The sequence below is a fragment of the uncultured Oscillibacter sp. genome (genome assembly GCF_910579365.1).
Classification (GTDB): Bacteria; Bacillota; Clostridia; order Oscillospirales; family Oscillospiraceae; genus Oscillibacter.
Map to the genome: position 1 here is coordinate 20,350 of NZ_CAJTUX010000012.1, position 13,214 is coordinate 33,563.

At 59.0% G+C, this 13,214-nt stretch carries 17 protein-coding genes; all 17 read right to left on the reverse strand.

All coding sequences use genetic code 11. The features are described 5' to 3' along the window. Positions 1 to 420 precede the first annotated feature (420 nt). Positions 421 to 1,737 (reverse strand): site-specific integrase, encoded by a 1,317-nt coding sequence (locus tag QZ329_RS05125; RefSeq protein ID WP_295749099.1) that lies wholly within the window; start codon positions 1,735 to 1,737, stop codon positions 421 to 423. Between the two features lie 71 nt (positions 1,738 to 1,808). Further along, a complete protein-coding gene (locus QZ329_RS05130) occupies positions 1,809 to 2,102 on the reverse strand; it encodes a helix-turn-helix domain-containing protein (RefSeq protein ID WP_295749102.1) in 294 nt (97 codons plus the stop codon). A 152-nt stretch (positions 2,103 to 2,254) separates the two neighbouring features. Continuing rightward, positions 2,255 to 2,449 carry a hypothetical protein gene (locus QZ329_RS05135; RefSeq protein ID WP_295749105.1) on the reverse strand — a complete coding sequence of 65 codons (195 nt, stop codon included), beginning with the start codon at positions 2,447 to 2,449 and terminating at the stop codon, positions 2,255 to 2,257. A gap of 119 nt (positions 2,450 to 2,568) precedes the next feature. Beyond that, positions 2,569 to 2,934, reverse strand: coding sequence for a hypothetical protein (locus QZ329_RS05140; RefSeq protein WP_295749108.1), 366 nt, complete (start codon positions 2,932 to 2,934; stop codon positions 2,569 to 2,571). Next, positions 2,921 to 3,862, reverse strand: coding sequence for a ParM/StbA family protein (locus QZ329_RS05145; RefSeq protein ID WP_295749111.1), 942 nt, complete (start codon positions 3,860 to 3,862; stop codon positions 2,921 to 2,923). Before QZ329_RS05145 ends, QZ329_RS05140 begins: the two co-directional genes overlap by 14 nt. 95 nt (positions 3,863 to 3,957) lie before the next feature. Further along, complete coding sequence (locus QZ329_RS05150) at positions 3,958 to 4,176, reverse strand: hypothetical protein (protein ID WP_295749114.1); 219 nt, start codon at positions 4,174 to 4,176, stop codon at positions 3,958 to 3,960. 19 nt (positions 4,177 to 4,195) lie between these two features. Continuing rightward, the gene (locus QZ329_RS05155; protein WP_295749117.1) at positions 4,196 to 5,341 is read right to left on the reverse strand and encodes a DUF3854 domain-containing protein; all 1,146 of its coding nucleotides are present in this window, start codon (positions 5,339 to 5,341) and stop codon (positions 4,196 to 4,198) included. Between the two features lie 23 nt (positions 5,342 to 5,364). After that, complete coding sequence (locus QZ329_RS05160; protein ID WP_295749119.1) at positions 5,365 to 5,940, reverse strand: hypothetical protein; 576 nt, start codon at positions 5,938 to 5,940, stop codon at positions 5,365 to 5,367. Between the two features lie 162 nt (positions 5,941 to 6,102). Continuing rightward, positions 6,103 to 6,576, reverse strand: coding sequence for a hypothetical protein (locus QZ329_RS05165; protein WP_295749122.1), 474 nt, complete (start codon positions 6,574 to 6,576; stop codon positions 6,103 to 6,105). Next, positions 6,576 to 8,774, reverse strand: a complete 2,199-nt coding sequence (locus QZ329_RS05170; RefSeq protein ID WP_295749125.1) for an ATP-dependent RecD-like DNA helicase — start codon at positions 8,772 to 8,774, stop codon at positions 6,576 to 6,578. Before QZ329_RS05170 ends, QZ329_RS05165 begins: the two co-directional genes overlap by 1 nt. Positions 8,775 to 8,787: 13 nt before the next feature. Beyond that, positions 8,788 to 8,979, reverse strand: coding sequence for a hypothetical protein (locus QZ329_RS05175; RefSeq protein WP_295749129.1), 192 nt, complete (start codon positions 8,977 to 8,979; stop codon positions 8,788 to 8,790). 82 nt (positions 8,980 to 9,061) lie between these two features. After that, positions 9,062 to 9,394: a hypothetical protein gene (locus QZ329_RS05180; RefSeq protein ID WP_295749132.1), complete on the reverse strand. Its 333-nt coding sequence runs from the start codon at positions 9,392 to 9,394 to the stop codon at positions 9,062 to 9,064. Positions 9,395 to 9,435: 41 nt separating this feature from the next. Further along, complete coding sequence (locus QZ329_RS05185; protein ID WP_295749135.1) at positions 9,436 to 10,053, reverse strand: hypothetical protein; 618 nt, start codon at positions 10,051 to 10,053, stop codon at positions 9,436 to 9,438. A 9-nt stretch (positions 10,054 to 10,062) separates the two neighbouring features. Continuing rightward, positions 10,063 to 11,298 carry a hypothetical protein gene (locus QZ329_RS05190; RefSeq protein ID WP_295749138.1) on the reverse strand — a complete coding sequence of 412 codons (1,236 nt, stop codon included), beginning with the start codon at positions 11,296 to 11,298 and terminating at the stop codon, positions 10,063 to 10,065. Between the two features lie 16 nt (positions 11,299 to 11,314). Continuing rightward, positions 11,315 to 12,079: a hypothetical protein gene (locus QZ329_RS05195; RefSeq protein WP_295749140.1), complete on the reverse strand. Its 765-nt coding sequence runs from the start codon at positions 12,077 to 12,079 to the stop codon at positions 11,315 to 11,317. A gap of 15 nt (positions 12,080 to 12,094) precedes the next feature. Then, entirely contained in the window at positions 12,095 to 12,430 is a 336-nt protein-coding gene (locus tag QZ329_RS05200) for a hypothetical protein (RefSeq protein ID WP_295749143.1), read from the reverse strand. Between the two features lie 109 nt (positions 12,431 to 12,539). Then, entirely contained in the window at positions 12,540 to 13,058 is a 519-nt protein-coding gene (locus tag QZ329_RS05205; RefSeq protein ID WP_295749146.1) for a single-stranded DNA-binding protein, read from the reverse strand. Positions 13,059 to 13,214 lie beyond the last annotated feature (156 nt).

The window sequence follows — 13,214 nt, forward strand, 5'->3', positions numbered from 1 at the left end:
GGCACAAGTTGGGTGCACTAAAGATCAGATTTCCCAGCGAGTTTTTCTTTGCAGACGCTGGTGCAATCCGTGAGGCCTTTGTCCGCACTCCTGTCCTCCGCCTGACCCATAACCTGACCCAGAACAGGAAAAAGGCAGTGAAGACAACGGAGGAAAGAGAGCGGGAAAGCATTGGACTTCGGATAAAAGATTTCCGGAAAGAAAGGGAAATGTTCAAACCGTACTTTGAAGCACAGCTCATAACCCGGAGGTCGCAGGTTCAAGTCCTGTCTCCGCAACCACAAATCCCTAGAACCGCAATGGTTCTAGGGATTCTCTTTTTGCTGTCCCGCCTGTCAGAAAGCCCTGTCCCACCGCTGTCCCACGTTCCAGCCACCTCTTCGGGCTGGTGGTTTCGCAGGACAACGGCGGGGCGTCTTTTCATTCCCCTGTCTCAAGCGGGAAATCGGCTCTCTTCGAGCTTCCCTCCGGCATCACATCAATAGGCGAGTCTTCATCAGCCGCAGGCTTCAAGCTCTTATCCAAGTCAAAGATCTTGACGGACTCGCGCTGCTGTTCGTCCAACAGGTCAACGTACATATTCAGCGTCGTTGAAATTTTGGCATGACCCAGATTACGGGACAGCGAAGCAATGTCCATCCCGTTCTCCACCGCTCTGGTAGCATAGGTATGTCTGAGCGCGTGGAAATTGACGTGAGGGATGCCGATTGCCCGGACGATCACATCCAGTTTGTCCGAATACGTCCTGGGTTCCATGGGGCCGCCTTTCAGAGTGGTAATCACGAAGTCTTCCCGCCCCCAGGCATTCCCGAATGTATCCTGCATCATGTCCCTCCACTGCTTCAGCTTGAGCAGAGCCGTCCGCGCTTTCTGCGGCAGATACAGCTTGCGGTTGGAATTGCTGGTTTTCGTGTCGCCAACCGTAATAGCTGTAGCCTGTCCTTCCTTATGCCGGATAATCTCGTAATCCCGGTCGTATTCCTTCGGCGTGGCCTGTCTCGCAAGCGTGGCCTGCACATGAAGCGTAGCCGGTGTCGCATCAAGGTCGATATCACTCCACTTCAAAGCAAGAAGCTCGCCAATCCGGAGTCCTGTATATAAGGCCACAATAATACCCTGAACGCACATCTCGTGCGACGCGTTGACCGCCTTCTCCAGACTGCTCTGTTCCGCACGGGAGAGGACCCTCATAGTTTTCTTCTTGTCTTTGGGAAGCCGGACACCCTGTACCGGATTTGCCGCAATAACGCCGTTAAAAACCGCCTGCTTGAGCGCGATGTTAAGGGCATTGCGCATATTCCGGAGCGTCTTGGGCGAAAGTCCGCCCTCATCGCCATCCAAACGGCCGCTCTTGCCCTTTTCCGTAAAAAAGTTCTGAAGCATCTTTCCGCTTACCGAACCAACAGGCTGGCGGGCAATCGGATGGGCTGCGATATGCTTGTTGAAATACCCATCGTAAGTGACGTAGGTAGAATGGCGAAGCGTAGGCTCACCGTACTCCACCAGCCACTCATTCAAATACGCAAGCAAGGTCGGGCCCTTTCCCACATCGGCTTTATCAGACTTCAATGCCTTTGCAATCCGGTCAAGCTCCTTCTGGCAATCCTCTTGCGTGGAACGGGTGAAGCTATGTTTTATGCCGTTGACAGAATACCTCCCTTCCCAGCAGTTTTCGCGCTTCCGGCGAATGGAACCAAATTTCTTTTCTGGCACGAAAGTTGTCACCTCTCTTCTCATTAAGCAACAACTCCGCCTTTACACACATTCATTATATCACCTTTTTCTGAATTGGGCAATATCTGCCGCGTTTAGCACTCAGCATTTTCCAGCTTTGTCTGAGAGGCAAGATCAAGCGCCCCACCGCTCTCCTGCATCCGCTTCACAAACCAGTCCAGGAAGAGCTTCTTGGAGATAATCAGTCTGCGGAGCCCCTGGAGACGCATGGCAGGAAAGCCTTCCGAATGCACCAGCTTGTACGCGGACGAGCGGCTGATGCCCATAAAATTCGCAATATCCATAATCGTCGGCTGCATAGGCAGTTCGGACGCTTTCTGGACCAGCTCATTTGCCGCATTTTCTTCAATGAGAGAAAAAATGTCCATAGTATACTCCTTTTGATAAGAAATTACGCTAAAAAGCCAACGGACGGCGGCTGGCAGGGCCGCTCCACGGGACTTACCCCCTTCGGCTTTCAGGCGCCCCCTACGGCCTGCGGCGGGTTGGCTACCGCTCGGACCATAGCCAGGGTGGCGTATCATGATGAGATATGCGGGTCATGGCCGCAGACCGCCACAGCCTGCTTCTGTGCAATGTGCCGCTCTCCCATACCTCCTTCCTTCTTCGGGATCATGGCCAGCTCCATCCACAGGGCTTTCCCTCCTCGGGACCGCATATCAAACGTATCCGTTGGCAATATGAGAACGTCGCCGTCCTGTTTTTCAAGGTACATTGGATGCCTTCCGATTCATACCCCGCCGCAGGACGCCGAAAATGCGCAGATTCATGGCAAAAACTTGAAAATAATTTTCAGATGAAAAAAGCCCTGCCTCCCGGCAAGACTTTCTTCGTCTATTGGAAGGCATCCAGGTTCGCCAGCATATCCGCCAGGTCTTCCTTTGTAGGGCCTTCCTGTGTTTCCGGTGCATCTGCCGGAACAAGCCGCATTCCGGCCATGAAAGAGTCCAGGGCTGCCTTTGCCATTTCCTCTACCATCGCCCGAAGCTGTTCCCGGGTCTGCGCGGGCCGGACCTCAATGTGGATCTTTCCGCCGGCCTGTGCAAGATCCGGATGGTTCTCCAGATACTCCGCAACGGCCAGCACAACGAATTCACTTTTTTTGTTGCCCAGCCGCTCCAGCAGCTCGCCGGCTTGAATCTTCTCCGCGGTGTCATTTCCCCATTGAAGGGAGAAGCGGAACTTGTTATCCGCGAACACCGGCATCCCCTCCGTTCTGGGGGAAAGCACGGTCCAGCTGGGCGGAGGCAAGCAGATTGTAGCCAATGGCGTTGGCCCTGGAGTCCTGAACGAACCCGGCCTTTACCACAAGCGGGGACTCCTCCAGGAAGGACTTGAACAGCATCGCGCCGCCTCCGGTAAAGATGGCAGGCGTGGCCCGGAGGTCCACCTGGAGCTCCCGGAGCTTGTCCAGGATACCGGCGGCGTAGCTGCGGACGGTGGTGAAGATGGTTTCCTTCACATCGTCAGGCAGTACGGTGGGCCGTCCCAGAATGACATCCACAATGTGATCGTCCTCGATCTTAATATCATGCAGGGCGCTTACCCGGCCAATGATGTCGTTGGACATGGGAATGACGCCCATCTCCAGACTCCGGCAGACCTGCATATCCGGCTTGGTAGCCCGCAGAAGCAGCACGTCGGTGGTAAAGCCCCCGATGTCAATGATGAAGGTCCGGGGACTTTCCCGCAAAGCGTGGGCCTGGGGCACCACAGCCGCGTAAGCCTGGGGATAGACCAGCACCTGCCGGATCACCAGCGTCACCGGCGTTCCGTTGAAATCAAATCGGACGCTGTCCCTCTTAAAATAGGAGGCAAAGCGCTGACGCAGCACATAGTGCTCCGGCGGCAGGCCAACAGCCAGATCCGCTTCCACCACGGAGGGAACCGCCCCGGTGCGCTGAAGCTCCTTGACCATGGCAAACAGCGTGAGGATGAAGAAGCGGTCGTCCTTGGTCTTGTCCCGCATATAGGCGATCCGCTGGCCGGAGAGGGTCCAGAACTTGCCGCCGAACTCCAGGATGTCGGTGTCCACCGGGGGGCGGACCGGGTAATCGGCAAGGCCGGAAGTGAAGACGAAATTCGGCGTTTTGACAGCCGAGTTCCCGTGGTCAATGGAAAAGAGCATGATTGATTCCTCCCAACAAGAATTTGATACCGCATTACACGGCGGAATGTACGCATTTACAACCGAATGCACATTCTTTTTACAAAACGCGGCCATCAGAAGCCGTCAAACTCCCAAACCGGGCACCACCAGATGTCATAGTGCTTCCGCATCCTCACAGGATCGCTGACGCCCCTGGAGCTGTGCCACCAGAGCTTGCGCTTGCCGTCTTCCGTCTTGAAGCGGCCGATCTCATACCGCTCGGTGCTGTAGAAGGCCTGGCGGGTGTTCACAGGCTGCAAATAAAGGGCCGTCAGGGTGTTAGGCTGCGGCATGGTAGTTTTGCTCCGCAGGTCAAGGCGCTTCCAATGAATTGGCATTCCTCTCACCTCTTTTCATGCAAGATTCCCAGATATAGTCGTCCAGACCGTTGTAAGCCGGGTCCCAGAGATAGGTCCCAAAGGTGATATCCAGGCCGCTCAGCAGTTGGAGCAGCTTCCTGTAAGCGTTCTCAACGTGCCAGTTTTTCATGTAGTCCATATCAAAGCAGGTCATCACCCGCCTGACGCCAAGTCCGGACAGCTCTTTCAGCGTGGCGATCAGCGGCTGCGTAGAAGTCACGCCGGGAATGGCCAGCACGGTCCGTCCGGTGAAGTGATGCACAATGTCGGCCTTCATGTAGCCCTCAATCAGCAGAATCTCCGGCTGAACAGGACCCACAATGTGGCACCAGTTCTCCGCCCTGACGCCATCCGGCTTATCTGTGCTGGAGAAGGTCAGGAATTTTCCGCCCTTCTTCATCTTTTCATCCAGGCGGATATGAAGGCTCTGGATTCTGCCCCTGCGGTCCCGGCATGGGATCATGATCCCGCGCCGGTAGCTGGCAAGGGTCCAACAGCCCTGGGCATCCCGGTAGAAACCGGGCACGCCGTACAAATCACAGCCTGTCTGTATCAGATTCTGCGCCAAACTCTGAAGATTTGCAGTCGGCGCGGTCCGATACTGAAAATGCCGGATCGCGTCATCTGAAAGCCCACGTCCCCGAAGATTTTCCCAGTGGTCATCTGCCAGAGGCAAACACTCCAGAAGGCTGCTGTATACGCGGTGCCGTCTCTCAATGTCCGCTAAGGCGGCCTGTGGGATTTCCGGCGGGCGCGGAGGGGCTTTTCTGCGTTTTTGCTGTCCTCCGCCGTCTGCGTGGTCTGAGCCTCCAAGCCTGGCGCGCAGCAGTCTGAGAACATCGTTCCGGGGAACGCCCTCATAATAGGCGTACAGGTCGAAGACGCCGCCGGAGAACTCCCCGCACTTGGGGCAGCAGAACACGTTCTTTTTCAGATTGATGTTCAGATGCCGGCCGCGGGAACCAGGCGCGTCGCAGATAGGACAGGGAATGTTGTATGCCGTTTTGCCGCAGGGCGGCTGAGGAACCGGCAGGAGTGGAAGGATGTCGTTCATTTGATAACGCAGCTGCATGAACCGCCCCTTTCCGGGGGACGGCATGACGCCGCCCCCCTGATTAGAATTCAGGCGCTTTCCTCCATGGCCTGCTCGCAAATGAGTCTGGCCCCGGCGGAAATCTTTTCATCGCCTTTGAACTTATTTGCCACCCAGACAAGGGCCTTCGGGTCCTCCCGCAGAACGTCTCCCAGCGTCTTGCCCTTGTGCTTGCTGATGGGACAGGGCAGCTTCAGCGCCCGCTCCAGCGGCGTTTCCGCAGGTTCAGGCGGCAGAGCGGCAGGGACCGGACCCTCCACGATAGGCGGCATAGGCGAGGCCGTATCGCCCCAGGAGATTTCGGCCAGCTCATTCACAGCCGGACCGTCATAGACATCTCCGGCAGCGCCAAACTGGAGCCCAAATCCGGCGTTCCGCAGTGCAATGCCCACAGCGGCGGTCTGGGCCCACTCCCTGGGGGACACGCTGGGCTTATCCTGGAGACAGCCCCTGGAGGCGGTCGCCTCTGCCAGGAACTGCTCCGGCGGATCGGAAAAGTGGTGGTAGACCCGGGCCGTGGCCACAAAACAGTCCTTGCCCGGCGAAACCGAGATTGCCACCCGGCCCTCCGGGTACTTCAGCCGGAACCAGGCCATCTGGACCATAACCGGGAGCTTCTTGCGGGACTCCCCGCTGTTCAGGTCGTCATACTGGACCGCCAGCGGCGCGGGGTCAAAGCCCCTCCACGGCGTTGATCCTGCTGATGGCCTCCAGCGCAGCCAGCTTTGCCGAAGCAGTCTGCTGCTCCGGATCGGTCTTTTTCGTGCTCAAGACGGCGTCTCCTTTCTCTTCACGGTTTTCAGCGGCACAAAGGAGTCCCGGACCTGGAGCCAGGCGGGGAGCACCGTGCGGATGACCCGGCTGACCTCCGACCAGTAGGACTCGGTGGTGGTGGGCTTGAAGCTGGAGAAGCGCTTGCGGTAGTCCTGCACCACCCGGTCCAGGGACTGGCTGGCGGCCTCCCGCTCCTTCTGGGTGTCCGGCCCGCGGTCAGGACCGTACCGGCGGTCCAGGGTCAGGCTCTGGATGTAGGCGTCCAGCATCCGGTAGTGCCCCTGCAAGGGAGCCAGGTCCATCACCGGGGGCGCGGCGTTGTTGTACGCCTGGAGGGTTTCCAGGACGCCGATCCGGTAGATCAGCTCCCCATACCACCACAGCATCTCCGACGTGATGTCAACGGTGCGCATACGCTCCTCCACCTGGCCGCGCAGCGACTGGTAGTTCGACAATACGGTTGCCATTACGGATTCCTTCCTTTCTGATCTGGTTTTGTTTCCATCAGGCGGCGGGCCAGCCTGGTCTCCCGCTTTTCTGTATCTGTAGTCCGGATCGCCGTTTCCATCGCGGCGGGATCGCCAACGATCAAAACATGGCGCTTGGCCCGCGTGACGGCAGTGTAAATCAAAGCCCGCCTGAGCATCCGTCCATGGGCCTGCTGAATGCTGATCAGCACGGAGGCATACTCGCTGCCCTGGGATTTATGGATGGTCTGGGCATAGGCCAGGTCCAGCTGGCTCATGGAGTCGGCGTCACAGTAACAGACCGTCCGCCCGTCACCGAAGTCCACCTCAACCATCCAGCTGTCATCCTCACGCAGGATTTTCCGGATATAGCCGATGTCGCCGTTGCTGGCCTCATCCCGGTTCCGGATCTGCATGACCTTATCGCCCAGCCGGAACACCCGCTTACCCAGAATCCATTCCGGTTTCTCGGGCCCCGGCGGATTGAGACGGGCCTGCAAACGCTGATTCAGCGCCTGAACGCCTGTGTCGGTCTTCTTCCGGAAGGGCGTCAGCAGGACCACGTTGTCAATGCCGTACTGCCGCACCTCCTGGATGTAAAGCCGCTCCAGGCAATCTGCGGACTGCTGGATATCCGGGGAGCTCCAGAACTGGAAATCGCTCCCGTAATCCAGAACCGTCTGCCCATGCCAGATGGCTTTGGCGTTTTCCGCGATGCGGCTCCCCTCATTTTGCCGGAACACCTTGTCCAGGCGGGCCTGGGGAACCATACCGCTGGCCAGAAGCTCGCTGAGCACCGCGCCGGGTCCCACCGAGGGAAGCTGGTCGGCGTCTCCGATCAGGATCAGGCGGCAGCCGATGGGCAGCGCCCGGAACAGGTACCAGGCCAGCATCATGTCCAGCATACTGACTTCATCCACCAGCACCAGATCCGCGTTCAGGATTTCCGGCGGTGTCAGGTCCTTGAAGTCGCTGTTCATCAGGCCCAGGGCCTTGTGTATGGTGGATGCCGGAAAGCCGGTACTCTGCTCCATCCGCCGGGCCGCACGGCCTGTAGGGGCGCAGCAGACCACCTTTGCTTCCGGGAACGCCTTGGTGTAGATGTTCAGCAGCACCCGCTGGATCAGAGTCTTGCCGGTACCGGGGCCTCCTGTGATGATAGCAAGAGGATTGGTCAGGGCGGCCTTGACCGCGCTGCGCTGTTCCTCTGCCAGGGTCAGGCCCAGAAGTTCCTCCTGACGGTCCAGCTCATCGTCCAGATCACCCATATAGGGGAGCTGGGGACCGGACAGCATGTCCCGGATATATGCCGCTGTGCCTCGTTCCGCGTCCGCGAAAACAGGGCGGTAAACATGGTCCTGGTAGAGCGCCAGCCGGTTCGTCTTCAGCATTTCAAAGGCCTGATTTGCCACGGTCATACGGTTCAGCGCCGGGTTGGACAGCAGGCTTACTGTTTCCCGGATGAAGAGCTCCTTGTGAATGCACAGATGCCCCTTTTGCTCCGCCTGCCGCAGTACATGCAGCAGCGCGGCGCTGACACGTTCCGGGGTCGTAGGCGCAATGCCCTCCCGCTGGGCCAGCTTCTCCGCCAGCTCAAAGGAAATAAAGCCGTCCTCGAATACGCTGTAGGGCTGGCGGCGCAGGATGCTCTCCGCGTCAAGACCCAGCTCCTTCCACAATCGGACAGCCTGGCCGGCGCTTACATCCAGCGGCGCCAGGAGGGTGATAATCCTGCGGGCGCCTCTTGTCTGGGCGTAGGCCGCGGCGAACTGGGCGCACTTTTTCTTCCCGACTCCCGGGACCTCCCGAATCCGCTCCGGGTCCTGGTCCAGAATGCGCAGGGCGTCGTCACCGAAGGCGTCATAAATGCGCCCGGCCAGTTTGGGACCAATCCCCCGGATCAGGCCGGAGGAAAGGTAGGCCACCAGGCCCTTTTTCCCGGACTCCACCACCTCCTCGTAGGACTCCATCTCAAACTGAAGCCCGTACTTGGCATCCTTCCGCCAGTGGCCGGTCATATCCACCGTCACCTGCTCGGACAGCGGCAGGTAGTAGCCAACCGCTTTGAAGGAAGTGATTTTCTGTCCCTGCCCGTCCAGCACCGTTTCCTGGGGCCGGAACAGGGCGATGGTATAGCTTCCGTTTTGGGCCTCCTCCAGTGTTTTGGGATAGAGGAGGCGTGTAAATCGACTCTTCATACTTCTTACCCCGTCACGTGAAGCACTTTTTGCGCACAGGTTTGAAAAAAATTTCTTCCCGCACCTCAAAGCGCTCCGCCATCTCAATTCCGGCGGTCACAATAGCGTCGGCAAGCTGGTCAAATTCCTGCACCAGAGCCGTGCGCTGCTGGAGATCCCACAAAGACCAGTCCTCGAAATCCTCACCGCTGTCAACGCCGCGCATGGGATAGGCGAAGACCTCCAAAGGCGGCCGCTTGAAGTCAATCCGTGCGTAAGCACCGCAGCGGCCGCATCTGGTCCCGGTTTCAGAAGTAGAAGTGAAATTCCGCTGTCCGCAGCTCGTGCAGTAGGATCGGTGCGCACTGGGCCGGCATCCGCCCTGATACAAAACCAGGTATCCTCCGCTCCGGCCATTGAAGACGGTCTGCCAGAGGTAACCATGCGTCTCGGCAAATTCCTGCCGCAGATACCAGCTTTACCTTCACCCGGCGGCGATAGCCATAGCGCCGGGTATGGGCCGCGGCCATGTCCTCGAAATGCGCGGCCATGGCCCTGGAGGTAAAGAGCTGGCGGTCCGTGACCGTCTTTTTCTTCTGGGCAATCAACTGCTTGATTTTCTTGTGATCCACTCTGGCCAAGAGTTTCGGGCCTCCCTTCTGAAATCAGGTTTCATCTGGCGTCATACCGCCTTCTTCCGCTTCGGCGCAAAAACCGGCTCCAGCACGGAGGTAATCAGCGCGTTCCGGTCCTCCTCGTCCGAGGTGGCCTTGCTGATGACGGTACACAGGGCGGAGGCGTAGGGATCGCCGGTGACTTCCGTGCTCATAATCCAGCTGATCAGACTCCGCATTCCGCAGCTTCCATCCGCGATGCCATTCTGGCGGCAGAAAACGGCCAGATCATTGACCACCTGCACCATCTGGCTGACCATATAGCTGTCCTCACAGCCGGTGATGCTCATAGCACGCTGGGCCATGACCTCCGGGGCGGGCAGCTCCACGTCCTGGGCCAGATCCATGCGGTCCAGAACGGACTGGTTCATCCCCCGGCAGCCCTCATAGCTGATATTGGTCGTGATGACCACCACCGTGTCAGGGTGGCGGCGGATGACCTCGCCGGTAGGCAGGGTGATATCGCCCTTCTGCTCCAGCAGGGAGTTCAGGCCCACCAGCACGCCGGGCTGCATAATGGTCGTTGGTTCCTGGATCTCCACCAGGTAGCCGTACTTCAGGGCGCGGATGAAATCCGTTTCCACATAGGTATAGCTCTGGCCCGCACTGGCCGTCTCCGGCTTCACGGCGCAGAGCTACTGGATTTTCGCCGTGACGCGCTCCAGCACCACCGACATGCAGTCCTGGGAGGAGGCATCCGCCTTTTCCGTCCCTGTGAGCGCCTGGTATACCCCAGCGGGGTCATAATCCATGTCGTCCAGGTCCGGCAGGCCCATGAGCTTCTTCACGTTGGCATAGCTGACGCCGCCCATGGCCTTCAGCTCGGCGCGTTCCCGGTCCAGATCCGCGTCTCCGGTGGAGGGTCCGCTGGTGTCCGGGAAAATCTGCCCGATGAAGTCGAAGATCTCCGTGTTGGCGGAGCAGGTATACTTCATATAGGGCAGGCCCAGTCCGGCGGCAATCGCTCTGGCGCCCTCGGTCTTACCCGTTCCGGCAGGACCGCGCAGGAGGAAGTTCCGCATGGGCAGCGCCTTTCCCGTGGATTTCTGAGCGTGCCTGCAAATACTGACAACCTCCTCCGGCAGGACGTACCAGGGCTCCAGAACGGGCACCATAGCCTGTTCCACAGCGGTCAGGACCCGGGAAGGCATCAGGGCGTATTTGCCCACAAAGTCGCTGTGGGGAATTGCCTCCACAGGCGTAAGGACCGCGGCCGGGCCGGTATGGGTCAGGATGGTGAACTCGCCTGCCAGCACGTTATCCGGCGCGAAAGCTCCGGAATCCAGATGGCTCTGGGAGATCCGGACCACGTTGCCGGAATCGTCGATGTTCAGCTTCAGGTGGGCGGGGCAGGTATCGTCCTTGACCCGGCGGTACGCATTGTCGCACAGGATCGCCAGATACTCCGTCGCCGCCTTCATGTCCGTAAAGCCGCCCTGATACTCCACCTCAAAAGAGGCCAGGGCATCCGAAAACTCCTTGTCCCCCATGAGGGCCGGGAGCATGGCGGTGAGAATGGCCGCACCGTCCTGCGCGCTGCTGCGGGCGGTATACGTCTCCATCAGCTCCGTGCTACTGTCATAGCGGCTGGCCTGCACCGCGCCGCTGGACGGGTCATAGACGGCCAGGTGATAGCTGCTGGCTCCGGAGGACGACTTGTACTCCGCCACGCACTTCGCTCCACAGCGCCCCACCGCGCCGGTACCGGAACCGTCCCGGCAGCGGCAGTAAGCGAGGACCGCCTTGACCACTGTGGAACTCAGGGTGGCTTCTGTGCCGGAACCGTACTGCGAGGACACCTTTACCTTTTTGCCCACCGTGTCAAAGGGCGGCGGCAGGGTCCGGTTGAATACGAAAAATTTTGCGCTCATGCTGTCTTACTCCTTTTCATCCGGCTTGAATGTAATGAGAATCCCATCCGCCACCGGCTCCGCATGGTCGAAGCCGCTGCGCATAAGTACCTTGCACAGCGCGGGCCAGCTGTCCCCGTGGGGAAGCTCTTCGGCGGGGAAGCTCTTCGGCGGGGATGCGGAATCCAATCTGAGACTGCTCTCTGGCGTCCTCGGCCAGTCCGTTCAGGCGTTGAAGGTTTGCTTCTGCCCACTCGAAAGCCAGCAGGCCGTACTCGATGGATTCAGGCCCATCCTCCTCCGGCGGTTCTTCTGTGTCTTCCTCCTCCTCCGGATCAGCCGCTGCGGGCAGATAGGACAGGCCATAGAATTGCAGATTGCACACCTGCACCATGGCGCTCTGATAGCCGCCGGCGCAGTTCAGCTGAATGACCAGCGTTTCCCCGGCGGCAAAGCGCTCCCGTGCCCCGGGCCGCTCCCAGATCCATCTGGCGCCTGGATAGACGGCGGCGACGGCCTCCGTGATCCGGCGCTGCAGGAGTCCGAACGCGGCTGCAATCAGGTCCTGTTCCGCTGCCGGGACAAGCGGACGTGCCGGCTCCGGCTGCGGCTGTGAAGGTTCCGCAGAGACGGCCATGCGGCGCTTTCTCCGGAGAATCAGCTTCCGTACGCCATGGACCAGAAGCGTCAGCAGCAGGGCCAGCGAGATGGGCCAGAGCCGGGTGCCCTGCTTGGCCAGGACGATCACCAGGAGGATGACCAGAAATTCGTGCAGGATGCCATACTTTTTCTCGGGGTTCATTTGAGATTCCTCCTTCTACGGGATGTACAGATACACGGTGTTTGAGGTTTCCGGGAACCTGCGGCGATAGATCAGGGCCGCAGCGGGTTCTCCCGGAATGGAATCCGGACTGCCGAACAGCATCTGCATGGATGTCCGCTTCGGGTCCGTTTCCTGCAAGGCCATGACCTGCCGGAACTTCTGGACCGTCGGGCAGACAGAGATGCAGCACTGCCGCTGGTAACCGACAGCCGTTTCGATCAGCTGCCGCTGTTCGCCCGTCAGACGGTCCGCGGTGAACTGGCGCAGCGTCACATCCAGCTTCCGCCGGTTTACTGCGTCCTCCGCCGCTATAAAGAGTCGATTTTTCATTTGATCCCTCCCTTAGACGCAAAAAAAGCGCACATGAGGGCAGATCATGCCGTTTCTCATGTGCGCTTCTTCGCATTCATATTGGTTTGCGCCTGCGTTCCGGACAGGCTCAGAAAAAGGGATTGCTGTCTCCGCCGAAGCTCTCAAAGCCGGTAAAGTTGTCCGGCATGGGAGGCGGCGTCTCTGGCTTCTCCTGGCTGGTTCGGCCGGAATCATACTGCTGCCGCTCACTCTGCTCGGTGGGCGTCTCCGTGGGGATATCCCCGGTCTGCCCGCCTTTCTTGCCGCTGCCGCTGTAGCAATACTCGATCTCATCCACAATCAGCACGGGCGTGGTCCGCAGTTCGCCGGAGTTCTTGTCCGTCCAGCTTTCCTCGTCATAACGGCCAGAGATGTTGACAAAGGAGCCTTCCTTGAGCTTCATCTTCCGGATGCGCTCGCAGACCTCCCCGAAAGCCTTGACGTTGAGATTGATCCAGCGGTTGCTGCCCTCACAGCGGCTGTCATAGACCCGCTTTCCAATCCGGAACCGGACGCTGGCGGCGCCTTCCCCGCCGGAGAACCGAAGGGTGGGATTTTCTCCGTAGCCTTTGGAGATCCCGGCGTCTGTGACAATGAGCTTTAACATCGCTCGTCTCCTTTCCGCAGGTCTGTCCCTGCTGTCAGATTTATATTTCAACCCGTAAGCCGGGCAGAAACCGGAAATAAAAAAAGTGCCAAACGGCGCAGTGCGCCATCTGACACTTTGTAACACGGATACTCTGTTTCCCTTGCGAAAACACGG

Coding starts and splice junctions, on each gene's coding strand:
- QZ329_RS05205 (WP_295749146.1), bottom strand. CDS start 13,058: ATGTTAAAGCTCATTGTCACAGACGCCGGGATCTCCAAAGGCTACGGA.
- QZ329_RS05130 (WP_295749102.1), bottom strand. CDS start 2,102: ATGGACATTTTTTCTCTCATTGAAGAAAATGCGGCAAATGAGCTGGTC.
- QZ329_RS05150 (WP_295749114.1), bottom strand. CDS start 4,176: ATGCCGCAGCCTAACACCCTGACGGCCCTTTATTTGCAGCCTGTGAAC.
- QZ329_RS05155 (WP_295749117.1), bottom strand. CDS start 5,341: ATGCCGTCCCCCGGAAAGGGGCGGTTCATGCAGCTGCGTTATCAAATG.
- QZ329_RS05165 (WP_295749122.1), bottom strand. CDS start 6,576: ATGGCAACCGTATTGTCGAACTACCAGTCGCTGCGCGGCCAGGTGGAG.
- QZ329_RS05145 (WP_295749111.1), bottom strand. CDS start 3,862: ATGCTCTTTTCCATTGACCACGGGAACTCGGCTGTCAAAACGCCGAAT.
- QZ329_RS05200 (WP_295749143.1), bottom strand. CDS start 12,430: ATGAAAAATCGACTCTTTATAGCGGCGGAGGACGCAGTAAACCGGCGG.
- QZ329_RS05160 (WP_295749119.1), bottom strand. CDS start 5,940: ATGGTCCAGATGGCCTGGTTCCGGCTGAAGTACCCGGAGGGCCGGGTG.
- QZ329_RS05125 (WP_295749099.1), bottom strand. CDS start 1,737: ATGAGAAGAGAGGTGACAACTTTCGTGCCAGAAAAGAAATTTGGTTCC.
- QZ329_RS05170 (WP_295749125.1), bottom strand. CDS start 8,774: ATGAAGAGTCGATTTACACGCCTCCTCTATCCCAAAACACTGGAGGAG.
- QZ329_RS05195 (WP_295749140.1), bottom strand. CDS start 12,079: ATGAACCCCGAGAAAAAGTATGGCATCCTGCACGAATTTCTGGTCATC.
- QZ329_RS05175 (WP_295749129.1), bottom strand. CDS start 8,979: ATGCGCGGCGTTGACAGCGGTGAGGATTTCGAGGACTGGTCTTTGTGG.
- QZ329_RS05135 (WP_295749105.1), bottom strand. CDS start 2,449: ATGTACCTTGAAAAACAGGACGGCGACGTTCTCATATTGCCAACGGAT.
- QZ329_RS05190 (WP_295749138.1), bottom strand. CDS start 11,298: ATGAGCGCAAAATTTTTCGTATTCAACCGGACCCTGCCGCCGCCCTTT.